Source organism: Streptomyces sp. NPDC056222, from assembly GCF_042264065.1.
Taxonomy (GTDB): domain Bacteria; phylum Actinomycetota; class Actinomycetes; order Streptomycetales; family Streptomycetaceae; genus Streptomyces.
Map to the genome: position 1 here is coordinate 37,054 of NZ_JBHJTL010000048.1, position 26,475 is coordinate 63,528.

A 26,475-nucleotide genomic window follows, 5' to 3' on the forward strand; every position below is an offset into this window, starting at 1 on the left:
CGACGGTCCCTACCGGTCCAGGGGCCTGGCCATGAACAGGGCGGTCTCGCCCTCGGACTCGGTGCCGGTGTAGAGCGTGGTGTCCAGCCCGCAGAGCCGGAATCCCATGCGCCGGTAGGCCCGTACCGCCGGCACGTTGACGCTGGTGACCTCCAGCCAGGCGGTACGGGCCCCGCGCTCGCGGCCATGGGCCAGGGCGCGGCGCATCAGCTCGCCGCCGATGCCCCGGCCGCGGTGGGCGGGGTGGACGGTGACCTGGTGGACCACGAGTCGCCGGTTCCACTCCTCCACGCCGACGGCGATGAACCCGACCGGCGTCCCGTCCGCGTCGACGGCCACGATCTCGTGCACGTCCCCCTCCGCGCCGTCCTCGCCCCCGCCGTCCTCGTCCTCCACCGGGAAGACCTTGACCAGCGGCGGGTCGACGGCGACGAGCCGCAGCCCGAACCCGACGTCCCCGGATGCGACTTCGTAGACGTGCTCCGTGGTGAACGAGTCGTCGAGAGCGGCGAGGGCCGATTGGTCGTCGGGCCCCGCGACACGGTATGCAAGGTCACTCATGAACCGAGCATAGTTTCGACCACGCGGAGGACCGCCGTGCGACTGCCCCGTTCCCTGTCCGGCTGGACCATGGCCGTCTTCGGACTCCTCGCCGCGGCGCTGGGGGTGGTGGGTCTTGTGGCGCCCGACGCCCTGCTCACCACCATGGGCTTCGAGCCCCTGCCGGCGGGGAGCCGCGCGGACGGAGACCACACCCTCGTCTTCCTCACCGCGTCCTCGATGGCCGCGCTCAACATGGGCGTGTACTACGTCCTGGCCGCGCTCGCTGACTGGAAGCCGTTCTTCCGCTGGACGGTTCCCTTCCGGCTCCTCACCTGCGCCGTCTTCACCCTCGCCGTCCTCACCGGCCGCGCCCCGGCCGGCTTCCTGGGCGTCGGTCTGTGGGAGGGCATGGGCGCACTGGTGACGGGGGCGGCCCTGCGCTACGAGAACCGGGTTCGCAAGGGTGCGGTGGCATGAGCCCGCGCCCTTCCGACGATCTGACCGCGGCCTTCGCCCGCCTCGGCGGCGAGGAGGACCACAAGGTCTGGAGCGAGCTGTGGGACGACCTGTGTCACCAGGGGTCCGTCTACGAGGACAGCTTCCCCGCCCTGCCGTTCCTGACGGCGGTCGCGACGGGCCGCGCCGCCGGTGAGCCGACGGAGGCCGTGCTGATGGCGGGCCTGATCGTCTCGGCGGCGGACGAGGAGCACACGGATCGGTACGCGCGGGAGATCGCCGAACTCCTCCCTCTGTCCCGCGGCCTGCTCGACGCGACGGACGGCGGCTCCGCCTTCGTGTACATGCTCCAGTGCGTGCTGGCCTTCGAGGGCGAGCGGGTGTGGAGCGCGGCGCGCCTGGAGGGGCTGATGGAGGAGGAGTACGAGGTGGACTGCCCGCACTGCTCCTCGGACCTCTTCATCGCCTTCGGCGAGCACGGCACCTTCGCCTCGGCGGGCGACTACGTGACGGCGGACCCGGTCACGTCTCCGCTGCTGCCCACGGCCCCGGCCGACCTCGACGCGCTCCCCGCGCGCCTGCGCCACATGGCTCTGGAAGCGGGCCACGAGGACGTGGCGCGAGGGCTGACCCATCTCTTCGGACGGGCCGTCTGCCCGGACTGCGAGGGCGAGTTCACGGTGTCGGACCAGGTCGAGGAGAGGTACTGATGCGCGATCCACTGGCGGGCATGGACGCCATCGGCTGGGCGGGGCTGCGGCACGCCTACGGATCGGCCGAGGACGTACCCGGAATGCTGCGGGACCTGTACCTGCCGGAGAAGGCGGCCCGGGCCTCCGACGACCTGCTGACCCATGTCCACCACCAGGGCGGCTGCGTCGTGACCTCCGCCGCGCCCGCCGTGCCGTACGTGCTCCGGGCCGCGGCCGAACCGGGCATCGAGCCGGCCGTCCGCCAGGAGCTGGTCGAACTGCTCGGCGCCATCGCCCACTCGGGCAACACCGCCCAGGCCCGGTTCGTCGACCGGGCCTGGCCCGCCGCCTGGGACCTGGCGGTGACGGGACTCCTCCCTCTGCTCGACGCGCCGGAGGCCGCGATCCGCCTGGCGGCGGCGGACGCCCTCGCCGAGGCCCGTCACCGGGCCGACGAGGTGCTCACGGCGTTGCGGACCCGGTGGGCCGCGGAGCCGGACGCGGACACCCGGCACCAACTCGTCGACTCCGTAGGCTCGTTGACGCCTCACTCCGAGGAGCAGCGGGACGCGTCCCTCGGCTGGCTGCGCGGGCTGACGGACGGCGGCGAGCCGGCGGGCGTCCGCCTCGCCGCCGTGAAGGCGCTGCACACCGCCCTGCGGGGGCAGGCCGACGACACGTACGCGCGGACCGTGTCCGAGGTCCTGCTGGGCAGCGATCCGGCCACCTGGCAGCCGGACGCCGCGCACGTCGAGTGGACCGTGGCGCGCACGATCGGCCTGCTGAACACCGACCCGACGGAGCAGATCACCGCGATCCGGAGCCTGCTGGCACATCCGGACGCGGCCGTGCGGACGGGTGCGCTGAAAGCGGCGTCCGACGCGATGAGCCGACGGCGCTCCGCCGTACCCGCGCTGCTGCCGACCGTCGCCCCTCTGCTGTCCGACCCCGAGCCCGGCCACCGCCTCTTCGCCGCCCGCGTCCTCGGCATGTGCGGTCCGGCGGCCCGCCCCTGGGCCGACGTACTGGCGGTCATGGTCACGGACGAGGGCGAGCCGTACCCGCCCGCCCAGGACCACGCCGTCTGGGCGCTGTCCAGGCTCGGGGACGCCCGGTGCGTACCCCCGCTCGTGGAGCGTCTCGCCGGGGAGCGGCTGGGGTTCGCGGATCACAAGACCCATGCCGACGGCTGGTGGACGTACGAGCTGAGCCTGGTCGAGACCGCGGGCGGTCTCGCCGCCCACGCGGACGTCCTGCTGCCGCCCCTGCGATCCCGGCTCGCGGCCGCCTCGACCCTCGGCGAGCGCCGGGCGCTCTGCCAACTCCTGGAGCGCTGGGGTCCAGCGTCGGCTCCCGCGATCCCCGAACTGCTGCCTCTGCTGGACACCGACTGCGCCGTGTGGGCTCTGGACGCGCTCGCCGCGATCGGCCCCAGGGCTGCGGAGGCCGTGCCCCGGGAGCGACTGCGGGCTCTGCTCCCAGCCCCTTCCGAGGGCTGGTCGTTCGCGGGACCCGCCCTCGCGCTCGCGTACGGACGGCTCACCGGCGACCGGGAGCCGGCGCTCGCCCTGCTGCTTCCCCGGATGGGCGAGCCTTACGGCCGGGACAACGCCGTCACGCTGCTCGGGGAACTGGGGCCCGCAGGAGCGCCGTACGTCCAGCCGCTGCGCGCACTCCTCACCCGGCACAGGACGAGCTGGCTACCGCTGCGCGTCGGCGCGGCGCTGTGGCGGATCACCGGAGAGACGGACGAGGTCGTCCCCGTTCTCGTCGGGGCGATCGAGCCGTTCGCCGGGGAGAGCGGGAAAGCCACCCGCGCGGTCACCGAGACCATCAGGTTGCTCGGCGAGATCGGCCCGCCCGCCGCCGAGGCCGCACCCTTCCTGCGCCGCTTCCTCGACGCCGACGAGCGACCGGTCAAGCACGGGACCTTGCGCTCGGTGCCGGACGACGACGAGCTGCGCGACGCCGCGTGCGCCGCGCTGCTCGCCATCACCCGTACAGAAAGCGCTACTTGACGCCGAGCAGCTGCTCGATCGGGTCGATCGCGAAGTAGACGGCGAACAACGCGGCCGTCCCCCACAGCAGCCAGTGCACCTCGCGCGCCTTGCCGAGGGCGGCCTTGATGACGACATAGGCGAGGAATCCGGCGCCGATGCCGTTGGTGATCGAGTACGTGAAGGGCATGACGGCGATGGTCAGGAAGGCCGGGATGGCGATCTCGTAGCTCGTCCAGTCGATGTGCCGGACCTGGGCCATCAGCAGGAAGCCGACGGCGACCAGGGCGGGCGCGGCTGCCTGGGCGGGGACGACGGTGGCCAGCGGCGTGAGGAAGAGGGCCAGGGCGAACAGGCCGCCGGTGACGACCGAGGCGAAGCCGGTGCGGGCGCCCTCGCCGACGCCGGCCGCCGATTCGATGTAGGAGGTGTTCGAGGACGCGGAGGCGGCGCCGCCCGCGGCGGCGGCGACACCGTCGATGAGAAGGACCCGGCCGAGGTGCGGGACCTTGCCGTTCTCGTCGAGGAGACCGGCCTCGCTGGAGACGCCGACGACGGTGCCCATGGTGTCGAAGAAGTCGCTGAGCAGCAGGGTGAAGACGAGCAGGACGAGGGTGACGACACCGATCTGTTCGAAGGCGCCGAGCAGGCTGAAGGAGCCGACGAGCCCGAAGTCGGGCGCTGCGACGATGTCCTCGGGAACGGCCGGGACGGTCAGGCCCCAGGCGGCGGCCGGGATGTCGGCGATCTCGTTGATCACGATCGCGACGAGGGTCATGGCGACGATGGAGAGGAGGATCGCGCCCTTCACCTTGCGGGCCATGAGGGCGACGGTGAGCAGGACACCGAGACAGAAGACGAGCATCGGCCAGCCGGAGAGGTGGCCGCCCGCGCCGAGTTGGACGGGGACGGTGCCGGTCTCTCCGGGGATGCGGGTCACGAAGCCGGCGTCGATGAAGCCGATGAAGGCGATGAAGAGGCCGATGCCGACGCTGATGGCCTGTTTGAGCGCCTGCGGGATGGCGTGCATGACGGCTTCGCGGAGCCCGGTGACGACCAGGACGCAGATGAGGATGCCTTCGAGGACGACGAGCCCCATCGCGTCCGGCCAGCTCATGAGGGGTGCGAGCTGGAAGGCGACGACGGCGTTCAGTCCGAGTCCGGCGGCGACGGCGAGCGGAAGGTTCCCCCCGGCGCCCATCACGACGGTCATGACGGCGGCCACCAGGGCGGTGACGGTGGCCAGTTGGGCTCCGCTGAGCGTGTTCCCGAACTTGTCCTCCGCGCTGCCCAGGATGATCGGGTTGAGCACGAGAATGTAGGCCATGGTGAAGAACGTGGCGAAGCCGCCGCGTATCTCCCGGCCGAAGGTCGACCCCCTTTCGCTGATCGCGAAGTACCGGTCGACGGGGTTGGTTCTGGTGTCGAACATGACTCTCCTCGGGACGGCTGGCTGGATTGTGCCCAGCAGCGGGCCGTTTCAGGTGTCCTCGGTGTTACGGAGCCGATCTCCGCGCCTTCTCTAGGGCATCTGCCCGATCCGCGCCCGCCACCTCAGAGGCCACGCTGCCGGGATGAGAGGAACAACGGGTGTGGGAGGAACGGCCGGTCTCTATCTGACCGGCGTCCTGGTGTCCGGCTTCGGCACGACGGCGATGTGGCTGGCGTCGGGGATCTGGGTCAAGTCGCTGACCGGCTCGGACAGTCTGGCGGCGCTGACCGTGTTCGCCCTGTGGGCGCCGACGCTCGTCGGTCCGCTGCTCGGCACGGTCGCCGACCGGGTGCGGCGGCGGCCGCTCATGGTGTGGACGAACCTGGCGATGGCGGCGCTGCTGCCGACGCTGCTGTGGGTCGACGGTGCGGACCGGGTGTGGCTGCTGTTCGCCGTGCTCGTGCTGTACGGGATCCAGGGCACCGTCCAGGAGGCGGCGGAGGTCGCGCTGGCCGCGAGTGCGCTCGACAAGCGGCTGCTCGGGGACTTCAACGGGCTGCGGATGACGGTGAACGAGAGCGTGAAGCTCATCGCCCCGCTCGCCGCGGCCGGACTCTTCGCCCGGTACGGCGGCGGCCCGGTGGCGCTGCTCGACGCGGCGACGTTCGCGCTGGCCGCGGGGGTGTTCGCGCTGATGCGGGTACGGGAGGAGAAGCCGGTGCGCCCGGTGGCCGCGCACTGGCTCCGCGACACGGCGGAGGGCCTGCGCACGATCCTCGCCTCGCCCGTGCTGCGTCCACTCGTCCTGGCCGGCTCGTTCACGATGCTGCTCGCCGGGGTCAACGGGGCGGCGATCTACGCCGTCGTCGACCGGGGGCTCGGCCATTCGCCCGCGTACGCGGGTGTGCTGTACGCCGTCCAGGGTGCGGGCTCGGTCGTCGCGGGACTGGCGGCCGGACCGCTGCTGCGCCGGGTCCCCGAACGCCTGCTGTCCGCCGCCGGGCTTGCGCTGTTCGCCGTGGCCGCGGGCGCCAGGGCGGTCCCGCACGACGGGGTGGCGCTGGTGGCGAGCGCGCTGATCGGGGTGGGCCTGCCCTGTGTCCTGGTCGCCGCGATGACGGCGGTGCAGCGGGAGGCCCCGGAGACCGCGGTGGGCCGCGCCGCGGCGACGGCCCACACCATGGTCTTCGTTCCGAACGCGATCGCCCTGGCGGCGGGCGCGGGTCTGGTGGCCCTTGTCGACATCCGGCTGCTGCTGCCGCTGCTGGCGGTCGCCGGCCTGGCCGGGGCGATCGTCCTGGCAACCCGAGGGGCGGCCGCCCGTGCCGACGCCCCGGCGAGGGCGGACGCCTGAGGCGTCCGCCCACCCCTCAGCCCAGCTTCCGCAGCGCCTCCCGTACCGCGGCCAGGTCGGCGTCGGAGGCCAGACCCGCGTGGTAGAGGCGGAGTTCGGTGGCGCCGTCCGCCGCCGCCCGCCGCGCGTCCTCGGCGAGCGTGGCGGGCGAGCCGCCCATGCCCGTCACCACGCCGAAGTTGGCCGCGAGGACGGTGTCCCCGTCCGTGTGCGCCGCGAAGGGTGCCACGGTCGCGGACGGGGTGACTACACCGTCCGCGACCGTGAGGACATGGGCCGGGTCGGTACCGGCGTTCGCCCCGCAGCGGTACGGGTGCGGGTCCGCGTGGAGCAGGACGCGGAAGCCGGGCGGGGCGGCCGCCCGTACCGCGGCCACCGCGGACTCCTGGAGCCTGCGGGCGGTCCGCGTGCGCCGGGCGAGCACCGGGGCCTCGAAACCGTCGAGCGACCCGCCGGCGCCCCCGGTCCACACCGGCTCCAGGGCGCCCCGCACGGCCGCCGCCAGCGCGTCGGGGTCGACGCCCTCCTCCCCGTACCCCTCCCGGCAGGAAGGGCAGAAGCAGAGGGACATCAGGTACTGCTCACGGTCGCCGAGCGCGACCCCGGCGGTCTTGTCGTGGGCGTGCAGATGCGCGAAGCCGTACCAGCCGCAGGACTCCAGCTCGGTGCCGGCCGCGCCCGGCCGTACCGCCGCCTCCACCGCCAGCTCCACCAGGTAGGAATGCACGTCCGGTCGGGCGATGCAGGGCGCCCAGGGGTAGCGGTCGCCGTAGGCATTGACCACCGAGGTCTCCGGATGCTCGGCCCCCAGGCGGGAGTTGTGGGCCAGGACCACCCAGCTGTGCACCTCCAGGCCCGCGTCCGCGAGCGCGCCGGCGGCCTCGCCGTAGGCGTCGCCGGGCGCCCACTCCCCCGCCCCGTACGGCCGCAGCGGGTGCCCCGACCAGCGGGCCCCGTCCGGTGGGTAGAGCACGGCGGCGTGCTCGGCGGTGACGATCCGGTGCCCCGGATGCCGGGGGGTCAGGGCGCGCGTGGAGTGATAGGCGGAGGCGAGCGTGACGCTCGCGACGCCGAGGTCCGCGAGGAGGCCCGGCGCCGCCGGGTCGCCGATGACGTCCCAGGGGTAGACGAAGGTCCCGGCCCTCACGTGTCGCTCCCCAGCAGTGCCCGCCCGTGCTCGATGATCACGGCGAGCTCCTTCAGATGCTCGGGCGCGGGCTCGCTCAGCGGGGGCCGTACCTCGCCGACGTCCAGTCCGCCCATGCGGACCGCGGCCTTGACGAGGGAGACCGCGTAGCCGCGTCCCTTCGCCCGCAGTTCGACGAGCGGACGGTAGAAGCCGTCGATGAGCCGCTCCACGGTCGCGTCGTCGCCGGTCGTGAGGGCCCGGTGGAAGGCGAGGGCGATGTCGGGGGCGAAGCAGAAGACGGCGGAGGAGTAGAGCGTGACGCCGATGCCCCGGTAGGCGAGGCCGGTGAGTTCGGCGGTCGGCAGGCCGTTGAAGTAGAGCAGGTCGAGGCCTTCGGCCCGGACGGCACTGACGATCCGCTGCATCAGGTCGAGGTCGCCGAGGCCGTCCTTGAGGCCGATGATCCCCTCGGCGCGGGCGAGGGCCACGACGGTCTCGGGGGTGAGGATCGCGTTGTCGCGCTGGTAGACGATGACGTCGAGCGAGGTGGCGGCGGCGAGTTCGGTGTAGTGGCGCAGCAGCCCCGCCTGGTCGGCGACGACGAGATACGGGGGCATGGCGAGGAGCCCGTCGGCGCCCGCCTCCTCGGCGAGCCGCGCGTACCGGATCGCGAGCGCGGTGCCGTAGCCGGCGCCGGCGAGGACGGGGACCCGGCCGGCGGACTCCTCCACGGCGGCGGCGACGCAGGCCTGGAACTCCTCGGGCGTGAGGGCGTGGAACTCACCGGTGCCGCAGCAGGCGAAGACCGCGGCCGCGCCCGCCTCGACGCCGTCGCGGACATGGGCGCGGAAGGTGTCGAGGTCGACGGTGCCGTCCGGTCCGAAGGCGGTGACGGGGAAGAACAGCAGGCCGTCCAGCCGGGCGGCGAGCGGGGCTGAGGTCACGGGCGCTCCCAGAGAAGTCCGTCGTGCACCGTCGTGCACAGTTCTGATTGTTGTCCATATTCTTGAACGACTTCACGCTAGAGCAGCCCCGAAGGGGCGGTCAAGGCGCAAACACGTCTCCAGCGTTCACTCTTGACGGTCCGTGTGCACTCTTGACGCTCGGCGAGCCGCCTCCCTACCGTGTCCACGGTTGTGAATCTGATCCACGGACGGAGACTTCTTCGATGCCCACACCCCGTACCGTCCTGCTCACCGGCGCCGCCGGGGGCGTCGGCACGCTGATGCGCGAACTGCTGCCCGCGTACGGTTACGAGCTCCGCCTGCTCGACCTCGCGCCCGTCGACGGCGCACCGGACGCGATCGTCGCCGATGTGACGGACCGCAAGGCGCTGCGCGAGGCCGTCCGAGGAGTCGACGCGATCATCCATCTCGCAGGCATCTCGCTGGAGTCGACCTTCGAGAAGATCCTCGCCGCGAACGTCACCGGCCTGCACCACCTCTACGAGGCCGCGCGCGAGGAGGGGGTGGGGCGGATCGTCTTCGCCTCCAGCAACCACGCCGTCGGCTTCACCCCGCACCCGCGCGGGGACGAGCCGGTGATCCCCGTCGACACCCCGCACCGGCCGGACACCTTCTACGGGCTGTCCAAGTGCTTCGGCGAGGACCTCGCGCAGTTCTACTGGGACCTGCACGGCCTGGAGACCGTCTCCGTACGGATCGGTTCGTGCTTCCCCGAGCCGACCTCGGTCCGGATGCTGTCGATGTGGCTGAGCCCCGGCGACTGCGCGCGCCTGCTCCACGCGGCGCTCACCGCCGAGGACGTGGGCCACACCGTGGTGTACGGATCGTCCGCCAACACCCGGCTGTGGTGGGACCTCTCCTCGGCCCGGGCGCTCGGTTACGAGCCGCAGGACGACTCGGAGCGGTTCGCCGAGCGGATCATCGCCGAGCAGGGGCTGCCCGTGGAGGGCGATCCGGCCGAGGTGAACCTGGGCGGGCACTTCTGCACCGACCCGCCGCGCTGGCCCTACTAGGGGGAGCGCACCACGGAAGATCTCAGGCCCGGCCGGACTTATGCGGGGGCGCCGGCCGGGGCCCGGGTCACGACGTGCGTTGGCACACGCGACAGAAGGAACGTTACGGCGGCGACACGGACCCCCGCGATCCGCTCAGCGCGACGAGTGTCCGCGGAACGCGGCGAGCCGACCGCCGCCCTCCCGACCCAGGCCGTCACCCCTCCGGACGCAGAGCCGTCACCCCTCCGCGCGCAGGGTCTGCGAGGGTGTCTCGCCGAATCGGGTCCGGTACTGCGCCGCGAACCGCCCGTGATGGGCGAAGCCCCAGCGCCAGGCCACCTCGCTCACGCTCAGCTCGGCCGGCCCCGCGCCCCGCAGCTCCGCATGGACCCGCTCCAGCCGGACCTCGCGGACGTACGCCATCGGTGACATGCCCACGTACTCCCGGAACGACTCCTGGAGCCGGCGCACCCCGACGCGGGCCAGGGCGGCCAGTTCGGTGGTGGTGAAAGGGTGCTCGGGACGCTCCCGTACGGCGTCCATCGCGCGCTTGACGGGCGCGGGCCGCAGCGGCTCCACGGGGCGGTCCAGCTCCTCGCGCCAGGGATGCTCGGCGGCCAGCAGCAGTCCGTTCAGCAGCGCCTCCTGAAGGGGCGCCGCGACCAGCGCGTGATGGGCCAGGCTGTCCCCGGCGAGCGCCTCGCTCGCCACCTGCCGGGCGAAGCGAGCCCAGGCCAGCCCGGGGCCGCGCGAGATGTCCAGACGCGGCTCGAAGGAGAGGGCGCCCCGAGGCGGCCGCCCGAGGAGCCGCTCCAGCCGGTCGTGCAGCGCCGCCGCGCCGATCTTGACCGAGACGGTCCGGCAGTCCCCGCTCCAGCGGTCCAGGAAGGTGTCTCCCGAGGGGTCGAGCACGAGCGCGTCGGTCGGCGTCGCGACCACCGGCGCGCCGCCGCCCTGGCGCATCTCCATCGTGCCGCTGAGCGGGGCGTTGACGTGGAACGCCCCGAGCTCGCCGAAGCGCATGCGCACATCCGCCCCGCAGGCCAGGTCGCCGATGACCAGGTCCCCCAGGTCGACGGTGTCGAACCGGGCGGCGAAGGGACGCTCGCCCGGTTCGATGACGTCCATGAAGTTGGCGTAGTACCGCGCGTCGATCTCCTGCCGCGCCTCGTCCACGTCCCGCGTTCGAAAAGAGCTCCCACCCACGAGCGGAAAGGATACGAGCCGCTCGAATATTCACATGACGGACCTGCCCGGGAACGGCAGGATGCCCGCCATGCCACAGCCTCATGGATTCAGTTACGAGCAGCGTGCCGACGCCACGGTCGTCATCACCCACCACGGGCGCACCGCCGCCACCCTGCGCGGGCCTCGCGCGGAGAAGTTCCTGGCGGAGGTGGTGTCGGGGGACGCCCAGCTCGTCATGGCCCGCTGGACGGGCTCGTACAAGTTCGGCAACGAGCGCATGGCCCGGAACCATCCCCGTAATCAGGGTGGCCGAAGGTAGCGAAGGTAAGGGAACGGCAAAGCGGTCTCGCTCGTTACCCCTGGCATGACCGCTATGACCCCCGGCTCGAACATCCCTCTCTCCGCCGCGCGCGTGGCGGTGGACGTGGCCGCCCCCGTGCGGCTCGACGTCTCGGGCCTCCTGCTCAGCGCCGACGGCAAGGTGCGCTCGGACGACGACTTCATCTTCTACAACCAGCCGTCCGGCCCCGGCGTGGCCTACCGCTCCGGCGGTGGCTCGGCTCCGGACGCGATCGTGGTGGACACCGGCGCGGTGCCGCCCGGCATCGAGAAGATCGTGGTCACCGCGAGCCCCGACGCCGCGGGCCAGACGTTCCAGGGCATCGAGCCCACCGCGACGATCCGCAACGCGGACGACGGCAGCGTCCTCGCCACCTTCACCCCGCCGCAGCTCGGCACGGAGACGGCGCTGGTGGTCGTGGAGATCTATCTTCGCAACGGCGCCTGGAAGGCTCGCGCCGTCGGCCAGGGGTATGCCAACGGGCTCGCCGGCATCGCCACCGACTTCGGCGTCTCGGTCGACGAGGAGCCCGCCGCCGCGGCGCCCCCGACGCCCGCCGCCCCGGTGGCAGCCCCCGTGGACCCGCGGATCGCCGCGCAGACGCCTCCCCCGCCGTCCGCCCCGCCCGCTCCCCCGGCCGCCGCCCCGGTCTCCACCGGGAAGATCAACCTGGACAAGGGCCGGGTCAGCCTCCAGAAGAACCAGACGGTGTCCCTGGTCAAGGGCGGCCGCCCGCTGCTCTCCCAGGTCAAGATGGGCCTCGGCTGGGAGCCCGCGTACCGCGGCAAGGACATCGACCTCGACGCCTCGGTCATCGCGTACGGCCCCCAGCGCAACCACCTGGACAGCTGCTACTTCGGCAAGCTGTCCATCCTGAACGGCGCCATCAAGCACTCCGGCGACAACCTGACCGGTGAGGGCGCGGGCGACGACGAGGTCATCGTGGTCGACCTCGGCCGCCTCCCCGCCGACGCCACGGGCCTGGTCTTCACGGTCAACTCCTTCTCCGGCCAGAAGTTCACCGAGGTCGCCAAGGCGTACTGCCGGCTGATGGACGCGGCGACCGGCGAGGAGCTGGTCCGCTTCGACCTCACCACCGCCGAGCCGCAGACCGGCGTGATGATGGCCAAGCTCATCAAGCAGTTCACCGGTGAGTGGGAGATGACGGCGATGGGCGACTTCGTGAAGTCACGGACGGTCCGCGGCATGGTGAAGCCGGCCGCTCAGGCCCTCTGACCGATCGTACGGAAGGGGCCCGCCGGTCACGCACCGGCGGGCCCCTCGGTCACTCCGTCCACGGCCAGTCGGCCTTCCGGCCGGCTTCCAGCAGCGGCACCATCCGGAACGCGGCGTCGGTGAGCCCGGCGAAGGTGTGGCGCCGACCGGTTCCCGACGGCGCGTGGCCGACCCGGTAGCCCGCCAGGTTCCAGGTGTAGACCGGGATCTCGTCCGGAACCTGCTGGGTCGGGTCCCCCCGGTGGCTGTACGCCGCCTGCTCGTCGGTGACGATCAGGACCCGGTCGTGCCCCCGGTAGTGCCTGCGCACGGCCTCGGTGGTGTCGGTGCCGCCGAGACTGCCGAAGCGGCCGAGGACCTTCAGCACGGACTCGCCCGCCTGGTACGTGATCGGGGCGCTGCCCGTGCCGAACTCCACCAGGTCCGCGGCGGCGGCCCGCATCGCCACGGCCGTGCCGAACACGGCCGCCGCGTCGGCCCGGTTGAGCTCGGAGCGGTCCGAGAGCGGCGACCACATGGATCCCGAGCGGTCGACCAGGATCAACGTCCGGCCGGGCAGCGCGGGCACGTTCGCCAGCGAGTGGCCGAGCGCCTGTTCCAGCGGGTACGCCCAGCGCAGGGACGGCGCATGCCGGTACGCGGCGAGATAGCGGAACGGGAACTGGCGCGCGGCCGCGACCGCCTCGGGGTCCGAGATCTCCGCCGCGACCCGGGCCGCGACCTCGTCGGAGACCCCGGCCTGGTCGAAGTTGCGCAGGTTCCGGAGCAGCGCCATGGCGCCCATGGACGGGATGACGGCCTCCCAGGCCGCCGCGTCCATCGGCCCCTGCAACCAGCCCGCCAGCGCCTCCCACGTCATCCCGGCCTCGGCCAGCCGCCGCGCCCCGTCGGGCCCGACGACCACGGCACGCCGCTCCTCGACCGGCAGCGCCATGAGGGCCCGGTGTGCGGTGAGGGTGCGGCTCGACGCGGGCGGGACGGCGGTCTCGGGGTGGTGGCGCCGGTCGAGCGCGTACCGGAAGAGTTCGCCCTGCCACGCCTTCGCCGGGTCGGGCGTGGCGTGCACCAGGTTGAGGACGTCGCCGAAGCGGTAGCCCTTGGAGTCGGTGTCGTACTTCAGCAGGGACTTCGCGGAGTACAGCCGGCGTACGGCGTCGGCGACACCGCGCTTGACGGGCTTCGGGATGTTCCGGCCGTACGTCGAGGTCCAGTAGCCGAGCAGTTCGCCGGGCTCGTCCGCGCGGAGCAGGACGGAGGCGACGACCTGCCGGTTGGTGGGACCGGTCTCGACGCTCGCGTCGAGGCGCGCCTTGACGTACTCGGCAGCGCCGACGAGGGAGGCCGTGCGCATGTGGGCGTCGCGGCGCAGCCAGCCGAGCAGGGCGGCGGTCCACTCCGGGTCCTCCACGGCGAGCTTCCGCACCAGGGCGGTGAAGCGGTCGTCGCGGTCCTCGCCGCTCTCGTAGAAGGTCTGCTGCGTGACGAAGTTGGCGACCGCGAGCAGGAAGAGCTCCGACTTGGGCTCGCGCAGGACTCCGGCGCCGCCCTGATGGGTACGGGCGGGGGCGGTGGAGACCACCGGCGAGGTCGTGCGGGCCTTGGTGGTACGGATGTTGAACCGTGCCATGTGAATTCCCCCGAATTCGAACGTGCGGGAGAGACACAGGCTCAGGGACGACGAGGGCGCCCGAGATCAGGAGTCGGCGACGGTGCTAGTCGGCAGCTCTATCCGATTGAGCTACACCCCCCGAGGGGGGTGACGGGACTCGAACCCGCAACCTGCTGATCCAAGGAAGTATCCGTCGCCTGCGCACCGGGCACCCTCGTGTCCATGCTGTGCCTCCCGAGATCAAGAGGGGCAGCGGCGTGATTTCGTGGAAGAAGTAGCCGCGGCCGGCGCACCGGGAGGTGCATGAGGAAGACCTTAGGCGGGTGGCAGGCCCACCCGCCAAGGGTTTTCGGGCGTCGTCGGGGGAGGGCCCGCGGGGAGGGTCAGCGGCGGGGCTGGCGGCGCCACGGGCCGGTGACGGCGACCATGATGCCCGGCTCCTGGATGTTGGCGTAGAGGGTGTCGCCGTCGGGCGAGAAGACGACTCCGGTGAACTCGCTGTCGTTCAGGTCGTTGCGCGCGATGGGGTACGTACGGCCGCGCTCGGTCGCGCCGAAGAGGTGCTGGACGCCCTCGCCGTCCTCGGCGATGACGAGGCCGCCGTACGGGGAGACGGTGATGTTGTCGGGGCCGTCGTAGGCACCGTCCTTGTCCGGTTCGGCGTTGACGCCGAGGAGGACCTGGAGGGTGAGGGTGCGCCGCTTGGGGTCGTAGAACCAGACCTGGCCGTCGTGCGGGGCGCCGGGGCTCTCCTCGCGGGCGTAGGAGGAGACGATGTAGGCGCCTCCGTCGGCCCACCACATGCCCTCCAGCTTGCGGGCGCGGGTGACCTCGTCGGGACCGAACTGCTCGCGGACCTCGACCTCGCGGCCGTCGCGGTCGGGTACGTCCAGCCAGTCGACGCCGTAGACCGTGCCGATCCGGGTGGCGCGGGAGAGGTCGTCGACGAACCGGCCGCCCGAGTCGATGCAGCGGGGTGCCTGGAGGACACCGGCGTCGTCGGCGAGGGTGCGGAGCTTGCCCCGGCCGTGCCGGAAGCCCTGCGGCGGCACCCAGCGGAAGAAGAGGCCGTTGGGCTCGTCCGCGTCCTCGGTGAGGTAGGCGTGGCCGCGCTTGGGGTCGATGACGACGGCCTCGTGGTCGTAGCGGCCGAACGCCTTGATGGGTTTGGGGTCGCGGTTGGCGCGGCGGTCGCGCGGGTCGACCTCGAAGACGTAGCCGTGGTCCTTGGTCATGCCGTTCTCGCCGGCGAGGTCGGAGTTCTCCTCGCAGGTGAGCCAGGTGCCCCAGGAGGTGCGGCCGCCCGCGCAGTTGGTGGAGGTGCCGGCGATGCCGACCCACTCGGCGACGGTGCCGTCGCGGTGGATCTCGACGACCGTGCAGCCGCCGGCCGCGGCGGGGTCGTAGACGAGACCGTCGGTGAGCGGGACGGGGTGGTCCCACTTGGAGCGGGGGCCCTTGAGCTCGTGGTTGTTCACCAGGAGCGTGGTGCCGCGGGGGCCCTCGAACGTGGCGGTGCCGTCGTGCTTCTCCGGCGTGAACTCGCCGGACTCCAGCTTGGTGCGTCCGCTGTGGGTGATGACGCGGTACGAGAACCCGGCGGGCAGGGCCAGGACGCCGGCGGGGTCCTCGACGAGGGGTCCGTAGCCGAGGCGGTGCCCGTGGCCCCAGGTCTCCGGCTCCGAGGCCGCCAGCGCCTCGGGTGCGGTGGCCAGCGCGCCGACGGCGCCGGTCAGGACGAGCCCGGCGCCGGTGGCGGCGGACTTCTTGGCGAACTCTCTGCGGTCGAGCGGCATGGCGAATCGTCTCCCTGCGGTCACCCGGTGTCGGGGCACACGTTCTCGCCCGCGTATAAACGAGAGTTGAACAGAGAGGCTGTCTTCCATGAACCTGCCGACCGCCGGACGGCGCGTCCTTGTCAGCGGTGCCTCCCGGGGACTGGGCCGCGCGGTCGCCCAGGCGTTCGCCGCCAACGGCGACCGGGTCGCCGTCCATTACGGCACCCGGGCCGACGAGGCCCGCGAGACCCTGGACTCCCTCGACGGCACCGGCCATGTCCTGACCGGCGGCGACCTCGCGGATCCGGCGGGCGCGGCGGCCGTGGCGGACGCCGCGGCGGACGCGCTGGGCGGGATCGACGTGCTGGTGAACAACGCGGCGGTGAACGTCCGCCACCCGCTCGCGGAGACGCCGTACGAGGAGTGGGTCGCCGTCTGGCAGCGGCATGTGGCCGTGAACCTGCTCGCCACCGCGAATCTGAGCCATCTGGCGGCACGGCGGATGATCGAGCAGGGCGGCGGCGGAAGGATCGTCAACATCGGGTCGCGCGGAGCGTTCCGCGGCGAGCCGGACCACCCGGCCTACGGGGCGACGAAGGCCGCCGTCCATGCGCTGGGTCAGTCGCTGGCGGTCTCCCTGGCCCCGTACGGCATCGGGGTGGCCTCCGTCGCCCCCGGCTTCTTCGCCACCGAACGTGTGGCTCCGCGCCTCACGGGCACCGAGGGCGAAGCGATCCGCGCCCAGAGCCCGTTCGGGCGGGTGGCCGGCCCCGAGGAGATCGCGAACGCGGTCCTCTGGCTCGCCTCCCCGGAGGCCGAATGGTCCTCGGGCACGATCCTTGACCTCAACGGCGCGTCGTACCTGCGTACATGAGGCCGCCGGCGGCGGTGGGCCGGACCCACCGCACATGGCCGACGCTCCCTGGCTCCAGGCCCCCGACCCGTCCGGCTGTCGGGGGGCGGGGCACCGGGGACGCCCCGGACGGCGCCCAGGGGCGTAGCCGACCGCCCCGGGCGACGGGGCCGGGGCCCCGCCGGCGGCGGTCTCGGAGCCGGAGCCCCCACGTGTCAGTTCCCCGACCGCGACCTCGCCTTGAACGCCGCCTTGCGGGCCTCCTTCGCCGCGCCCTTGTCACGGTGCAGACGGCCCATCGCCTCCAGGACCTCCGCGGTCGCCGGGTGCTCGACGCGCCACGCCGCGTCGAAGAAGCCGCTGTGCCGGCCCGTCAGGCCCTCGATCAGGTCCCGGAGCTCCTCCAGGTCGCCGGCCGCGTCGAGCTGAGCAGCGATCGTGTCGATCGCCAGCCAGAAGATCATCGACTCCGGCGGCGCCGGAACGTCCGACGCGCCACGCTCCGCCAGCCAGACCCGGGCGAGCCCGCCCAGTTCCGCGTCGTCCAGCACCTCTCGCACCGCGGGCTCCGCCGCCACGCCCACCAGGGAGAGCGCCTGCTGGCAGTGGAGGCGGCGCAGCGGCGAGCCGGCGTCCACGCCACGCGCCGCACCGAGCAGCTCGCGTGCGGCGGTCGCCTCGTCCCGCCCGGCCAGCCAGCCCACCGTCTCGGCGCGCGCCGCGGCCTCGGGGTAGACGGCGAGCCCGTCGAGGAGCACGTCCGCGCCCTTGTCGGCCAGTTCACCGACGGCCGGCGCGTCCACGCCCGCCTCCAGCATCCGGGCCCGTACGCCGTAGAGCCCGAGCGGGGTCAGCTTGACCATCCCGTACCGGGTGACGTCCTCGTCGTCGACCTCGTCGATCTGCGGGGCGGGCTCCTCGCCCTCCTCGACCATCAGCGCCTCGTCGACGGGCTGGTACTCGACGAGCCCGATCGGCTCGAGGAGGCGGAACTGGTCGTCGAGGCGCATCATCGCCTCGGAGACCTGCTCCAGTACGTCGTCGGTCGGCTCGCCCATGTCGTCCGGGACGATCATCGACGCGGCGAGCGCCGGCAGGGGCACTGCGCCCTCGCCCGGGCCGCCCTCGCCGACCGTCAGCAGGTACAGGTTGCCGAGCACGCCCTCCAGGAACTCGGCCTCCTCCTCCGGGTTCCAGTCGAGGAGTTCGAAGTCGATCTCGCCGTCCTCGCCGATGACCTCGGCGAGGTCGTCGAGCACGGGCGCGGTGGCGTCGGCGAACACCACGTCCAGACCGTCGAGCCAGATCCCGAGGATGTCGAGGGGCGCACCGCCGGTGAGGACGGCGAGGTTCGCTCCGGTGCTGACGGTGCCGGGGGTGTCGTCGTCGCCGTCCTCGACGTCCACGAGTCCCGTGTCGACGGCCAGCCGCCACGCCTCGCTCGCGTACGCGGCGCCGTCCTCGTCCGCTTCGAGTCCCAGCACCTCGGCGGCGGCGGGCAGTTGTTCGTCGACGAGCTCCCCGCCCGCGTCGACCAGGGTCTCCGGGCCCGCCCAGCGGGCGAGGCGTGCCGCCCGGGCCAGGAGGGGGGCGGCCAGAGCGGCCCGTGCCAGCTCCGCGTCCGAGTGCAGCTGAACGGGGGGCAGAGTGGGACGGTCCGGTGCCATCTGGGGTCTTCTCCTCGAAGGGCGCGTCGGGGGCGACGGTGCTGGCGAACGGCCTTCAGGGTAGACGCATTTCCCGGGTGGACCTCCGGTTCACGGAGCCGTCAGCCTTCGTACACCCGTCGACCCTTGACAAGTCCCCCGCTCAGCCAAGAGATTGACGCGCGTAGATACATCGACCGTTTCTCCAAGCGCCTCCGGAGCTCCTTGATGCCTTCCTCCATACCGAGATCCGCGGCTGTGGCCGCCGTCGTATCGGCCGCGCTCGCGGCCGGGCTCCTCGCGGGCTCCTCCGCCTCGGCGGAGACCACGGCGGACACAGCCGCCGTCCGCGTCCACGACATCCAGGGCACCACCCGGGTCTCGCCCCTCGTCGGCCAGCAGGTCACCGGCGTCACGGGCATCGTGACCGGTGTCCGGACGTACGGTTCGCGCGGATTCTGGATCCAGGACCCGCAGGCCGACGACAACCCGGCCACCAGCGAGGGCCTCTTCGTCTTCACGAGCTCGGTGCCGACCGTCGCCGTCGGCGACGCGGTCAGCGTGAACGGCACGGTCGGCGAGTACGTCCCCGGCGGCCTGAACTCCGGCAACCAGTCGCTGACGCAGCTCTCCAAGCCCACCGTCACCGTGGTCTCCTCCGGCAACCCGGTCCCGGCTCCCGTGACGATCTCGGCCTGGTCCGTCCCCTCCGCGTACGCCCCGGAGGGCGACCCGGCGGCCGGCGGTTCCATCAACGGCCTCACCCTGCAGCCGCAGCGGTACGCCCTGGACCACTACGAGTCGCTGGAGGGCACCAACGTTCGTGTCGGCACCTCGCGCGTGGTGGGCGCCACCGACCCGTACTCCGAGCTGTGGATCACGGTGAAGCCGTGGGAGAACCGCAACTGGCGCGGCGGCACGGTGTACGGCTCGTACACCTCGCAGAACACCGGCCGGCTCCAGATCCAGTCGCTGACGCCGATCGCCCAGCAGCCCTTCCCCAAGGCGAACGTCGGCGACGTGCTCTCCGGCACGACCGAGGGCCCGCTGGACTTCAACCAGTTCGGCGGCTACACGCTGACCGCGCGCACCCTGGGCACGGTCGTCGACCGCGGCCTGGAGCGCGAGAGCACGGACAAGCAGCACAAGAACGAGCTGGCGGTCGCGACGTACAACGTCGAGAACCTCGACCCGTCCGACCCGCAGGAGAAGTTCGACGCGCTGGCCGCGGCCGTGGTGGACAACCTCGCCTCGCCCGACATCGTCGCCCTGGAGGAGATCCAGGACAACAACGGCGCCAAGAACGACGGTACGGTCGCGGCCGACCAGACGCTGAAGAAGTTCACGGACGCGATCGTGGCCGCGGGCGGCCCGGCGTACGAGTGGCGCTCGGTCGACCCGGAGAACAACAAGGACGGTGGCGAGCCCGGCGGCAACATCCGCCAGGTCTTCCTCTTCAACCCGGAGCGGGTCTCCTTCACCGACCGCACGGGTGGCGACGCGGCGACGGCGACCGGCGTGGTCCGCGGCGCGAAGGGCGGTGCCGCGCTGACCCTCTCCCCCGGCCGGATCGACCCGGCGAACACCGCGTGGGAGAACAGCCGCAAGCCGCTGGCGGGCGAGTTCACCTTCCGTGGCCGTACGGTCTTCGTGATCGCCAACCACTTCGGCTCCAAGGGCGGTGACGAGTCGCTGGTCGCGCACCGCCAGCCGCCGAACCGTTCCTCCGAGGCCAAGCGCCTCCTGCAGGCGCAGTCCGTCAACGCCTTCGTCAAGGACGTCCTCGCGATCGAGAAGAACGCCGATGTCGTGGTCCTCGGCGACATCAACGACTTCGAGTTCTCGGAGACGACGAAGGCGCTGACGGCCGACGGGGCGCTCTACCCGGCCGTGAAGTCGCTGCCGCGCAGCGAGCGCTACTCGTACGTCTTCCAGGGCAACAGCCAGGTTCTCGACCAGATCCTGACGAGCCCGGGAATCGGCCACTTCGAGTACGACAGCGTCCACATCAACGCGGAGTTCGCGGACCAGAACAGCGACCACGACCCGCAGGTGCTGCGCTTCCGCCCGTAGCATCCCCCACCGCACGCCCGCGCCGAGCCTCGGCGCGGGCGTGTTCCGCGTGGTCGGCGAGCACCCGCCACCCACCGCGCGCCCGGTGGCCCGTGGAAGACTGCCCTGCGTGATCCTTCGCCCCGCCACCCGCGCCGAACTGCCCGCCGTCCTCGCGCTTCTCGCCGACGAGGAGACGGTCGTGGACCCGGCTTCGGTCGTCGTCACGCCGGCGTACGAGCGGGCCTTCGCGGACATCGAGGGCGATCCCCGCAACGAGATGCTCGTGCTCGTCGACGGGGAGCTGGTCGTGGGGTGTCTGCAGGCGACGTACATCCCCGGTCTCGGGAAGGGCGGCGCGGAGCGGGCGCTGATCGAGGCCGTGCGGGTCCGGGCGGACCGGCGTGGCGGTGGGCTCGGCCGGGAGTTGATGGGGCGGGCGGTGGAACGGGCGCGCGCACGGGGCTGCGCGCTCGTCCAGCTGACCAGCAACAAGGAACGGACCGAGGCCCACCGCTTCTACGCCTCGCTGGGCTTCGCGCGGAGCCACGACGGGTTCAAGCTCGCGCTCTAGCCGAGCAGGTGGCCTCCGCCGTCGACGAGCAGGACCTCGCCGGTGATGTACGAGGCGTTGGTGAGGTCGAGGACGGCGCGGGCGATGTCCTCGGGCTCTCCCACCCGCCGTAGCGGCACCGCACCCGCCACATGGGCCTTGGCCTCGTCCGCTCCCTCGACCCCGTCGAACCAGGGGGTGTCGATGAAGCCCGGGGCGACCGCGTTGACCCGGACGTCCGGGCCGAGCGTCTTGGCGAGCAGCTTCGTCATGTGGTTGACGGCCGCCTTGGAGACCGCGTACGGGATGGAGCTGCCGCCGGGGCGGACGCCGGCCTGCGAGGAGATGGTCACGACGCTGCCCGCGCCGTTCGCCCGCAGGTGGGGGACGGCGGCGGTGACGGTCTGCCAGACCCCGATGACGTTGACGTCGTAGAGGTGCCGCCAGACGTCGGGCGAGGCGGCGTCGAGGTCGTCGTGCGGGATGAACCTCGTGGTGCCCGCGCAGTTGACCAGGATGTCCAGCCGCCCGTACGCCTCCACCGCGGCGGCGACGAGGGCCGTCGCCTGGGTCTCGTCGGAGACGTCGGCCTGGACGTAGACGGCGTCCGGCAGTTCGGCCGCGAGGGCCTTGCCGGCGTCCACGGACCGCGCGGAGTTGACGACGACCCGGATCCCCGCGTCGGCGAGGCGGCGGGCGACGGCGGCGCCGATGCCCGAGGACGAGCCGGTGACCAGGGCGACACGTTGTTCGCTCATGCTGTTCTCTCTCCATGTCCTCCTGTCGCGCAGGGAGATCATGCCAGAGACCCACCCTTCAGGGATGCTTACCCCTCACCCCAAGAAGAACTAAGTGGACCTTCAGCATCGCGCCCCGCAGACTCTCTTGATGAGCACTGAACGCCCCTTCGGCCGGGCCCTCTGCGCGATGATCACGCCCTTCACCGCCTCCGGCGAGCTGGATCTGGACGTCGCCCGCGAGCACGCCGCCCATCTGGTGTCCGAGGGCTGCGACGGTCTCGTCCTCAACGGCACCACCGGTGAGTCCCCCACCACCACGGACGCCGAGAAGGCGACCCTGATCGAGGCCGTCCGCGAGGCCGTCGGCCCCGGCCCTTCGGTCCTCGCGGGCGTCGGCACCTCCGACACCCGGCACACGGTCGAGCTGGCGCGCCAGGCCGAGAAGGCGGGCGCGGACGGACTCCTGGTCGTCACCCCGTACTACAGCCGCCCTCCGCAGGACGCCGTCGAGGCGCACTTCCTCAAGGTCGCGGACGCGACCGATCTGCCGGTCATGCTGTACGACATCCCCGGCCGCACCGGCACCCGGATCGAACCGGAGACGATGCTGCGGCTCGCCGCCCACCCGAGGATCGTCGCGGTCAAGGACTGCGCCCACGACCTGCTCGGCTCCACCAAGGTGATCGCCCGGACGTCCCTCGCGTACTACTCCGGCTCCGAGGAGCTCAACCTCCCGCTGTACGCGGTGGGCGGCGCCGGCTACGTCAGCACGGTGGCCAATGTCGCGCCGCGTCAGATGCGAGCCGTCCTCGACGCCTTCGACGCGGGGGACACGGCCGGAGCGACCCGGCTCAACGCGCTCACCATGCCGCTCTCCGAGCTGATGACGGCCTCCGGCCTGCCGGGCACGGTGACGGCGAAGGCGCTCCTGGGCGACTTCGTCCGGGAACCGCTGCAGCCCGCCGACCTGGAGACGGTCGACGGGCTGCGGGCGGCGTACGAGGATCTGGTTCAGTCGAACACGTAGGTGGTGCCGAACAGCGCCGCGTGCTCGAGGACGTCCTCCAGCGGATCGTCGATCTGACCGGTGTGGAGGGTGAGGCTGGGCCCGTTCGAGACGTACGGGCCGTTGTGCGTCCGTGTGTGCGTCTCGTCCGCGGAGGCGGCCGCGGCCGGAAGGAGCACCGCCGCCACGGTCAGCGCTCCGACGATGGTGGGCCTCGTCCTCATGTCGACTCCTCGCCTTGTCTGCTCGTGTGACTCAACGTCGTACCGTTAACGCAGCGTCACACGAGCAGGTCACGACTCAGTTGTGACTGTGGAGGATCTCGTTGAGCCCGCCCCACACCGCGTTGTTCGGGCGGGCCTCGACGGCTCCGGTCACCGAGTTGCGGCGGAAGAGGATGTTGTCGCCCCCGGAGAGCTCACGGGCCTTGACGATCGCACCGTCCGGCATCGTGACGCGCGTACCGGCGGTGACGTACAGACCGGCCTCGACGACGCACTCGTCGCCGAGCGCGATGCCGACGCCCGCCTCGGCGCCGATCAGGCAGCGCTCGCCGATGGCGATGATGACGTTGCCGCCGCCGGAGAGGGTGCCCATGGTGGAGGCGCCGCCACCGATGTCGGACCCGTCACCGACCACGACGCCCGCGGAGATGCGGCCCTCGACCATCGAGGTGCCCAGCGTGCCGGCGTTGAAGTTGACGAATCCCTCGTGCATGACGGTCGTACCGGCGGCGAGGTGCGCGCCGAGGCGGACGCGGTCGGCGTCGGCGATGCGGACGCCGGCGGGGACGACGTAGTCGGTCATCCGCGGGAACTTGTCGATCGAGGTCACCTGGAGGTGCAGGCCCTCCGCGCGCGCGTTGAGGCGGACCTTCTCGATGTCGTCGACGGCGACCGGGCCGAGCGAGGTCCAGGCGACGTTGGCGAGCAGGCCGAAGACGCCGTCGAGGCTCTGGCCGTGCGGCTTGACGAGCCGGTGGCTCAGCAGGTGCAGGCGCAGATACGCGTCGTGGGCGTCGAGCGGCTTGTCATCGAGCGAGGAGATGACGGTGCGGACGGCGACCACCTCGACGCCACGGCGGGCGTCCACGCCGAGGGCCTTGGCGGCGCCCTCACCGAGGGCGTTGACGGCGGCGTCGGGGGTGAGCCGCTCGGTTCCGGCGGGCCCGGGCGCGTCGGTCAGCTCGGGGGCGGGGAACCAGGTGTCGAGAACGGTGCCGTCACCGGCGATGGTGGCGAGGCCGGCGGCGACGGCGCCGGTGGTGCGAGGAGCAGTGGTCATGCGGAAAACCTAACGTTCGGGGCCCCGCGCGGGCCAACCGGTCTCAGGTGTCGGTCGAGCCGCCTGGCCGAACCGACAACCCCTGCGCCACGCCCCTCGTCGGATCACCCGGCCCCGGTCGGAGACCACGCCCCGCCGAAACCGGCCGGGCCGATCCACGCCGCGTGGCGGATCACCCCGCCCCTCGCCGCTCGGTCTCCGGCCGGCCCGCCCCCTCGGCGCCGCCTCCGGGCGCGGTGCCCTTCTCCCGCCCCTCCGGCAGGAGGCGCGCCAGCATCTCGCGCGCGTACCCCTCGTCGTACGTCCCGTTCGTCAGCAGGACCTGGAGGCAGATGCCGTCCATGAGGGCGACCAGGGCGCGGGCGGTCACCGGGTCCGTCCGCCGGGAGAGGGCGTCGGCGACGGCGTCCGTCCACTCCGCCGCGACCGGTCGCAGCGCGGGGCGGCGCAGGGCGGCGAGGTAGAGCTCGTACTCCAGCTCCACCCCGGTCCGTTCCCCGGCGATCCACTCCCCCATGTGCCGGGCGAGCTCGCCCGCGAGGTCGGTCCCGGGGTCGGCAAGCGCGCCGCTCTCGCGCAGTTCCCGCCCGAACCCCTCGTTGGCCTGGCGGAGCGCGGCGACGAGCAGTTCGTCGAGGGAGGCGAAGTGGTACGTCGTGGAGCCGAGCGGGACGTCGGCCTCCGCGGCGACCGTACGGTGGCTCAGCCCCTCGATGCCGCGGGCGCCGACCACCCGCAGCGCGGCGTCGACGATCCGCTGCCGCCGCTCGGGATCGTGGCGGCGGGGGCGGGCCATCAGTGCGCTCCGCCCATGTTGAGCACGAGGACCCCCGCGATGATCAGGAGTACTCCGGCGACCTTGGCGACGCTGAAGGTCTCGTTCATGAAGAGGATGCCGATGACGGCGACCGCCGCGGTGCCCACGCCGGACCAGATCGCGTACGCGGTGCCGACCTGGAGGGTCTTGAGCGCCTGCGCGAGCAGCGCGAAGGCGATCAGATAGCCCGTGGCCGTGACGATCGAGGGCAAGGTCTTCGAGAAGCCCTCGCTGTACTTCATGGAGATCGTGGCGACGATCTCCGCGGCGATGGCTCCCGCCAGCAGTCCGTATCCCATGCGTACGAGTGTACATAACGATATGTACGGGCGTACACAACCCCTCCGGCTACGGTGTGCGCATGACATATGCCCCGGGGCCGTACGACTACGGCTACGCTCCCCCGCCGCCTCCGCCGCAGCCCGGCGTGATACCCCTCGCGCCGCTGAGTCTCAGCCAGATCCTGACCGGTGCATTCACGACCATCGGGCGTTACTGGAAGCAGCTGTTCGGTGTCGCCGCGGTCGCGTACGGCGGGGCCCTGCTGCTGGCCGCCGCGGCCCTCGGCATCGGGTTCGCCCTGGTCTCCGACCATCTGCCCGGGATCTTCGATCTGCCGCGCGGACAGGAACCCAGCTGGGAGGACGGCCGGCCGCTGCTGATCGCCTTCGGCTGTGTGTGGCTGATCGCCATGGTCGGGATGCTGGTCGCGAGCGCCGTCGTCTACGCGGCGTGCCCCGCCGTCCTTCAGGAGGCGGTTCTCGGCCGCCGCACGACCTTCGGCACGGTCTGGCGCCGCGCGTGGTCGCGGATGCCGGCGGTGGTGGGCACGGTCTTCCTGACGCTGCTGCTCACCGTACCGGTCCCGCTCATCGTGTTCGTGGCGGCGTTCGCCGGTCTCATGGTGGCCCTCGAGGGATCGGCCCCGCCGGCGTGGCTGTTCCTGTCGTTCGGTGGCGCCGTGCTGGCCACCCTGCTGACCGCCCCGCTCGCCGCGTGGCTCTGGGTGAAGTTCAGCCTGGCGGCGCCGGCGGCGGTGTTCGAGGGTCAGGGGGCCGTGGCCTCGATGCGCCGCTCCAGCCGGCTGGTCCAGGGCTCATGGTGGCGGACCTTCGGCGCGCTGCTTGTCGCGAGCATCCTGGCCACGGTGGCGAACTGGCTGATCCAACAGGTCCTCAGCATGCTGGTCACACTCCCCGCCACGTTCACGGATCCGTCCGACGCGGGCTCTTCGAGTGAGGTGATGCTGGCCCTGGTGCCGCTCCTGGTGATCGCCATCCTCGGCACGATCGTGGCGCAGGCCGTCTGCGCGGTCTTCCCTCCCCTGGTCGCCGCTCTCGTCTACGTCGACCAGCGCATCCGCAAGGAGAACCTCGCCCCGGCCCTCGTCGAGGCGGCGGCCGGGCCGCCTCCGTTCAGTCGGTGAGGGACTTCTTCGGGCGCAGCACGCAGAACTCGTTCCCCTCGGGGTCGGCGAGGACGACCCAGCTCACGTCCTCACCCTGACCGACGTCGATCCTCCGGGCCCCGAGGGCGAGGATCCTCTCGACCTCGGCGTCCTGGTCGTCGGGCGTCAGGTCGATGTGCAGCCGGTTCTTGACGGCCTTGGACTCGGGGACGGGAAGGAAGCACATCCCCGGCAGGGCGGAGGCGTCGGCACCGATGACGATCTCGTCCTCGGCCTCGAAGAGGATCCGCCAGTCCAGCACCCGCGACCAGAAGCGGGCCTGAGCGGGCAGGTCGTGGGCGTCGACGGCGAGTTGATACATGCGAACGGCCATGCCCGCCAGTCTGCCTGGCGGGCATGGCC

At 72.3% G+C, this 26,475-nt stretch carries 26 protein-coding genes; 12 read left to right on the top strand and 14 right to left on the bottom strand.

The genetic code is table 11. The features are described 5' to 3' along the window. Positions 1-9 precede the first annotated feature (9 nt). On the bottom strand, positions 10-561 hold the full coding sequence (locus ACFC0D_RS22390; RefSeq protein ID WP_376438614.1) for a GNAT family N-acetyltransferase: 552 nt from the start codon (positions 559-561) through the stop codon (positions 10-12). A 69-nt stretch (positions 562-630) separates the two neighbouring features. On the opposite strand from ACFC0D_RS22390, the gene ACFC0D_RS22395 reads away from it, so the two are divergent. From ACFC0D_RS22395 to ACFC0D_RS22405, 3 genes are read left to right on the top strand one after another with little or no spacing between them, the layout of a single operon-like run. Further along, positions 631-1,020, top strand: coding sequence for a hypothetical protein (locus ACFC0D_RS22395; RefSeq protein ID WP_376438684.1), 390 nt, complete (start codon positions 631-633; stop codon positions 1,018-1,020). After that, entirely contained in the window at positions 1,017-1,709 is a 693-nt protein-coding gene (locus ACFC0D_RS22400; RefSeq protein ID WP_376438616.1) for a hypothetical protein, read from the top strand. The genes ACFC0D_RS22395 and ACFC0D_RS22400 overlap by 4 nt, the downstream gene beginning before the upstream one ends. Beyond that, positions 1,709-3,709, top strand: a complete 2,001-nt coding sequence (locus tag ACFC0D_RS22405; RefSeq protein ID WP_376438619.1) for a HEAT repeat domain-containing protein — start codon at positions 1,709-1,711, stop codon at positions 3,707-3,709. Before ACFC0D_RS22400 ends, ACFC0D_RS22405 begins: the two co-directional genes overlap by 1 nt. Here the strand turns inward: ACFC0D_RS22405 and ACFC0D_RS22410 are convergent. Beyond that, positions 3,702-5,120 carry an NCS2 family permease gene (locus ACFC0D_RS22410; RefSeq protein ID WP_376438622.1) on the bottom strand — a complete coding sequence of 473 codons (1,419 nt, stop codon included), beginning with the start codon at positions 5,118-5,120 and terminating at the stop codon, positions 3,702-3,704. The two genes, ACFC0D_RS22405 and ACFC0D_RS22410, sit on opposite strands and share 8 nt — an antisense overlap. Positions 5,121-5,262: 142 nt before the next feature. Between ACFC0D_RS22410 and ACFC0D_RS22415 the strand changes: the two genes are divergently transcribed. Then, on the top strand, positions 5,263-6,474 hold the full coding sequence (locus ACFC0D_RS22415) for an MFS transporter (protein ID WP_376438625.1): 1,212 nt from the start codon (positions 5,263-5,265) through the stop codon (positions 6,472-6,474). A gap of 16 nt (positions 6,475-6,490) precedes the next feature. On the opposite strand, the gene ACFC0D_RS22420 is transcribed toward ACFC0D_RS22415, so the two are convergent. Beyond that, positions 6,491-7,621 (bottom strand): hypothetical protein, encoded by a 1,131-nt coding sequence (locus ACFC0D_RS22420; protein WP_376438628.1) that lies wholly within the window; start codon positions 7,619-7,621, stop codon positions 6,491-6,493. Further along, on the bottom strand, positions 7,618-8,547 hold the full coding sequence (locus tag ACFC0D_RS22425; protein WP_376438631.1) for a 5-dehydro-4-deoxyglucarate dehydratase: 930 nt from the start codon (positions 8,545-8,547) through the stop codon (positions 7,618-7,620). Before ACFC0D_RS22425 ends, ACFC0D_RS22420 begins: the two co-directional genes overlap by 4 nt. Before the next feature lie 224 nt (positions 8,548-8,771). On the opposite strand from ACFC0D_RS22425, the gene ACFC0D_RS22430 reads away from it, so the two are divergent. Further along, positions 8,772-9,581 (top strand): NAD-dependent epimerase/dehydratase family protein, encoded by an 810-nt coding sequence (locus tag ACFC0D_RS22430; protein WP_376438634.1) that lies wholly within the window; start codon positions 8,772-8,774, stop codon positions 9,579-9,581. 219 nt (positions 9,582-9,800) lie between these two features. On the opposite strand, the gene ACFC0D_RS22435 is transcribed toward ACFC0D_RS22430, so the two are convergent. Beyond that, positions 9,801-10,739: an AraC family transcriptional regulator gene (locus ACFC0D_RS22435; RefSeq protein WP_376438637.1), complete on the bottom strand. Its 939-nt coding sequence runs from the start codon at positions 10,737-10,739 to the stop codon at positions 9,801-9,803. 100 nt (positions 10,740-10,839) lie between these two features. On the opposite strand from ACFC0D_RS22435, the gene ACFC0D_RS22440 reads away from it, so the two are divergent. After that, positions 10,840-11,070, top strand: a complete 231-nt coding sequence (locus ACFC0D_RS22440; protein WP_376438640.1) for a hypothetical protein — start codon at positions 10,840-10,842, stop codon at positions 11,068-11,070. 45 nt (positions 11,071-11,115) lie between these two features. Further along, positions 11,116-12,327: a TerD family protein gene (locus ACFC0D_RS22445; RefSeq protein WP_376438643.1), complete on the top strand. Its 1,212-nt coding sequence runs from the start codon at positions 11,116-11,118 to the stop codon at positions 12,325-12,327. Positions 12,328-12,376: 49 nt separating this feature from the next. On the opposite strand, the gene ACFC0D_RS22450 is transcribed toward ACFC0D_RS22445, so the two are convergent. Both ACFC0D_RS22450 and ACFC0D_RS22455 read right to left on the bottom strand, forming a co-directional pair. Then, entirely contained in the window at positions 12,377-13,954 is a 1,578-nt protein-coding gene (locus tag ACFC0D_RS22450; protein ID WP_376438645.1) for a TROVE domain-containing protein, read from the bottom strand. 365 nt (positions 13,955-14,319) lie between these two features. After that, entirely contained in the window at positions 14,320-15,732 is a 1,413-nt protein-coding gene (locus ACFC0D_RS22455; protein WP_376438647.1) for an alkaline phosphatase PhoX, read from the bottom strand. Between the two features lie 88 nt (positions 15,733-15,820). Between ACFC0D_RS22455 and ACFC0D_RS22460 the strand changes: the two genes are divergently transcribed. Beyond that, positions 15,821-16,588 (top strand): SDR family NAD(P)-dependent oxidoreductase, encoded by a 768-nt coding sequence (locus tag ACFC0D_RS22460; protein WP_376438650.1) that lies wholly within the window; start codon positions 15,821-15,823, stop codon positions 16,586-16,588. A gap of 194 nt (positions 16,589-16,782) precedes the next feature. Here the strand turns inward: ACFC0D_RS22460 and ACFC0D_RS22465 are convergent, their stop codons facing one another. After that, positions 16,783-18,234: a hypothetical protein gene (locus ACFC0D_RS22465; RefSeq protein ID WP_376438653.1), complete on the bottom strand. Its 1,452-nt coding sequence runs from the start codon at positions 18,232-18,234 to the stop codon at positions 16,783-16,785. A 207-nt stretch (positions 18,235-18,441) separates the two neighbouring features. Here ACFC0D_RS22465 and ACFC0D_RS22470 point away from each other — a divergent pair, with 207 nt between their 5' ends. Together ACFC0D_RS22470 and ACFC0D_RS22475 are read left to right on the top strand one after the other, a co-directional pair. Further along, complete coding sequence (locus ACFC0D_RS22470; RefSeq protein WP_376438655.1) at positions 18,442-20,286, top strand: endonuclease/exonuclease/phosphatase family protein; 1,845 nt, start codon at positions 18,442-18,444, stop codon at positions 20,284-20,286. Positions 20,287-20,395: 109 nt separating this feature from the next. After that, complete coding sequence (locus tag ACFC0D_RS22475; protein WP_376438658.1) at positions 20,396-20,839, top strand: GNAT family N-acetyltransferase; 444 nt, start codon at positions 20,396-20,398, stop codon at positions 20,837-20,839. Here ACFC0D_RS22475 and ACFC0D_RS22480 read toward each other — a convergent pair. Beyond that, complete coding sequence (locus tag ACFC0D_RS22480; protein WP_376438661.1) at positions 20,836-21,576, bottom strand: SDR family NAD(P)-dependent oxidoreductase; 741 nt, start codon at positions 21,574-21,576, stop codon at positions 20,836-20,838. The genes ACFC0D_RS22475 and ACFC0D_RS22480 overlap by 4 nt on opposite strands. Before the next feature lie 130 nt (positions 21,577-21,706). Between ACFC0D_RS22480 and dapA the strand changes: the two genes are divergently transcribed. Further along, a complete protein-coding gene (gene dapA, locus ACFC0D_RS22485) occupies positions 21,707-22,585 on the top strand; it encodes a 4-hydroxy-tetrahydrodipicolinate synthase (protein ID WP_376438663.1) in 879 nt (292 codons plus the stop codon). On the opposite strand, the gene ACFC0D_RS22490 is transcribed toward dapA, so the two are convergent. The 4 genes from ACFC0D_RS22490 to ACFC0D_RS22505 form a co-directional block, all read right to left on the bottom strand. Continuing rightward, positions 22,570-22,788, bottom strand: coding sequence for a hypothetical protein (locus ACFC0D_RS22490; protein WP_361592687.1), 219 nt, complete (start codon positions 22,786-22,788; stop codon positions 22,570-22,572). The genes dapA and ACFC0D_RS22490 overlap by 16 nt on opposite strands. A gap of 76 nt (positions 22,789-22,864) precedes the next feature. Next, positions 22,865-23,848, bottom strand: a complete 984-nt coding sequence (dapD, locus tag ACFC0D_RS22495) for a 2,3,4,5-tetrahydropyridine-2,6-dicarboxylate N-succinyltransferase (protein WP_376438667.1) — start codon at positions 23,846-23,848, stop codon at positions 22,865-22,867. Between the two features lie 172 nt (positions 23,849-24,020). Next, positions 24,021-24,644, bottom strand: coding sequence for a TetR/AcrR family transcriptional regulator (locus ACFC0D_RS22500; RefSeq protein ID WP_376438669.1), 624 nt, complete (start codon positions 24,642-24,644; stop codon positions 24,021-24,023). Continuing rightward, a complete protein-coding gene (locus tag ACFC0D_RS22505) occupies positions 24,644-24,964 on the bottom strand; it encodes a DMT family transporter (protein ID WP_376438672.1) in 321 nt (106 codons plus the stop codon). Before ACFC0D_RS22505 ends, ACFC0D_RS22500 begins: the two co-directional genes overlap by 1 nt. 62 nt (positions 24,965-25,026) lie before the next feature. Between ACFC0D_RS22505 and ACFC0D_RS22510 the strand changes: the two genes are divergently transcribed. Then, positions 25,027-26,091 (top strand): oxidoreductase, encoded by a 1,065-nt coding sequence (locus ACFC0D_RS22510; protein WP_376438675.1) that lies wholly within the window; start codon positions 25,027-25,029, stop codon positions 26,089-26,091. Here the strand turns inward: ACFC0D_RS22510 and ACFC0D_RS22515 are convergent. Continuing rightward, positions 26,081-26,446, bottom strand: a complete 366-nt coding sequence (locus ACFC0D_RS22515) for a VOC family protein (protein ID WP_376438687.1) — start codon at positions 26,444-26,446, stop codon at positions 26,081-26,083. The genes ACFC0D_RS22510 and ACFC0D_RS22515 overlap by 11 nt on opposite strands. Between the last annotated feature and the right edge of the window lie 29 nt (positions 26,447-26,475).

What these genes read in the sequence shown, in the direction of transcription:
- ACFC0D_RS22395 (WP_376438684.1), top strand. Translation starts at nt 631, where the DNA reads ATGGCCGTCTTCGGACTCCTCGCCGCGGCGCTGGGGGTGGTGGGTCTT.
- ACFC0D_RS22510 (WP_376438675.1), top strand. Translation starts at nt 25,027, where the DNA reads ATGACATATGCCCCGGGGCCGTACGACTACGGCTACGCTCCCCCGCCG.
- ACFC0D_RS22400 (WP_376438616.1), top strand. Translation starts at nt 1,017, where the DNA reads ATGAGCCCGCGCCCTTCCGACGATCTGACCGCGGCCTTCGCCCGCCTC.
- ACFC0D_RS22405 (WP_376438619.1), top strand. Translation starts at nt 1,709, where the DNA reads ATGCGCGATCCACTGGCGGGCATGGACGCCATCGGCTGGGCGGGGCTG.
- ACFC0D_RS22450 (WP_376438645.1), bottom strand. Translation starts at nt 13,954, where the DNA reads ATGGCACGGTTCAACATCCGTACCACCAAGGCCCGCACGACCTCGCCG.
- ACFC0D_RS22430 (WP_376438634.1), top strand. Translation starts at nt 8,772, where the DNA reads ATGCCCACACCCCGTACCGTCCTGCTCACCGGCGCCGCCGGGGGCGTC.
- ACFC0D_RS22465 (WP_376438653.1), bottom strand. Translation starts at nt 18,234, where the DNA reads ATGGCACCGGACCGTCCCACTCTGCCCCCCGTTCAGCTGCACTCGGAC.
- ACFC0D_RS22490 (WP_361592687.1), bottom strand. Translation starts at nt 22,788, where the DNA reads ATGAGGACGAGGCCCACCATCGTCGGAGCGCTGACCGTGGCGGCGGTG.
- ACFC0D_RS22480 (WP_376438661.1), bottom strand. Translation starts at nt 21,576, where the DNA reads ATGAGCGAACAACGTGTCGCCCTGGTCACCGGCTCGTCCTCGGGCATC.
- ACFC0D_RS22455 (WP_376438647.1), bottom strand. Translation starts at nt 15,732, where the DNA reads ATGCCGCTCGACCGCAGAGAGTTCGCCAAGAAGTCCGCCGCCACCGGC.
- ACFC0D_RS22440 (WP_376438640.1), top strand. Translation starts at nt 10,840, where the DNA reads ATGCCACAGCCTCATGGATTCAGTTACGAGCAGCGTGCCGACGCCACG.
- ACFC0D_RS22515 (WP_376438687.1), bottom strand. Translation starts at nt 26,446, where the DNA reads ATGGCCGTTCGCATGTATCAACTCGCCGTCGACGCCCACGACCTGCCC.
- ACFC0D_RS22460 (WP_376438650.1), top strand. Translation starts at nt 15,821, where the DNA reads ATGAACCTGCCGACCGCCGGACGGCGCGTCCTTGTCAGCGGTGCCTCC.
- dapA (WP_376438663.1), top strand. Translation starts at nt 21,707, where the DNA reads ATGAGCACTGAACGCCCCTTCGGCCGGGCCCTCTGCGCGATGATCACG.
- ACFC0D_RS22415 (WP_376438625.1), top strand. Translation starts at nt 5,263, where the DNA reads ATGAGAGGAACAACGGGTGTGGGAGGAACGGCCGGTCTCTATCTGACC.
- ACFC0D_RS22500 (WP_376438669.1), bottom strand. Translation starts at nt 24,644, where the DNA reads ATGGCCCGCCCCCGCCGCCACGATCCCGAGCGGCGGCAGCGGATCGTC.
- dapD (WP_376438667.1), bottom strand. Translation starts at nt 23,848, where the DNA reads ATGACCACTGCTCCTCGCACCACCGGCGCCGTCGCCGCCGGCCTCGCC.
- ACFC0D_RS22505 (WP_376438672.1), bottom strand. Translation starts at nt 24,964, where the DNA reads ATGGGATACGGACTGCTGGCGGGAGCCATCGCCGCGGAGATCGTCGCC.
- ACFC0D_RS22470 (WP_376438655.1), top strand. Translation starts at nt 18,442, where the DNA reads ATGCCTTCCTCCATACCGAGATCCGCGGCTGTGGCCGCCGTCGTATCG.
- ACFC0D_RS22445 (WP_376438643.1), top strand. Translation starts at nt 11,116, where the DNA reads ATGACCGCTATGACCCCCGGCTCGAACATCCCTCTCTCCGCCGCGCGC.
- ACFC0D_RS22410 (WP_376438622.1), bottom strand. Translation starts at nt 5,120, where the DNA reads ATGTTCGACACCAGAACCAACCCCGTCGACCGGTACTTCGCGATCAGC.
- ACFC0D_RS22390 (WP_376438614.1), bottom strand. Translation starts at nt 561, where the DNA reads ATGAGTGACCTTGCATACCGTGTCGCGGGGCCCGACGACCAATCGGCC.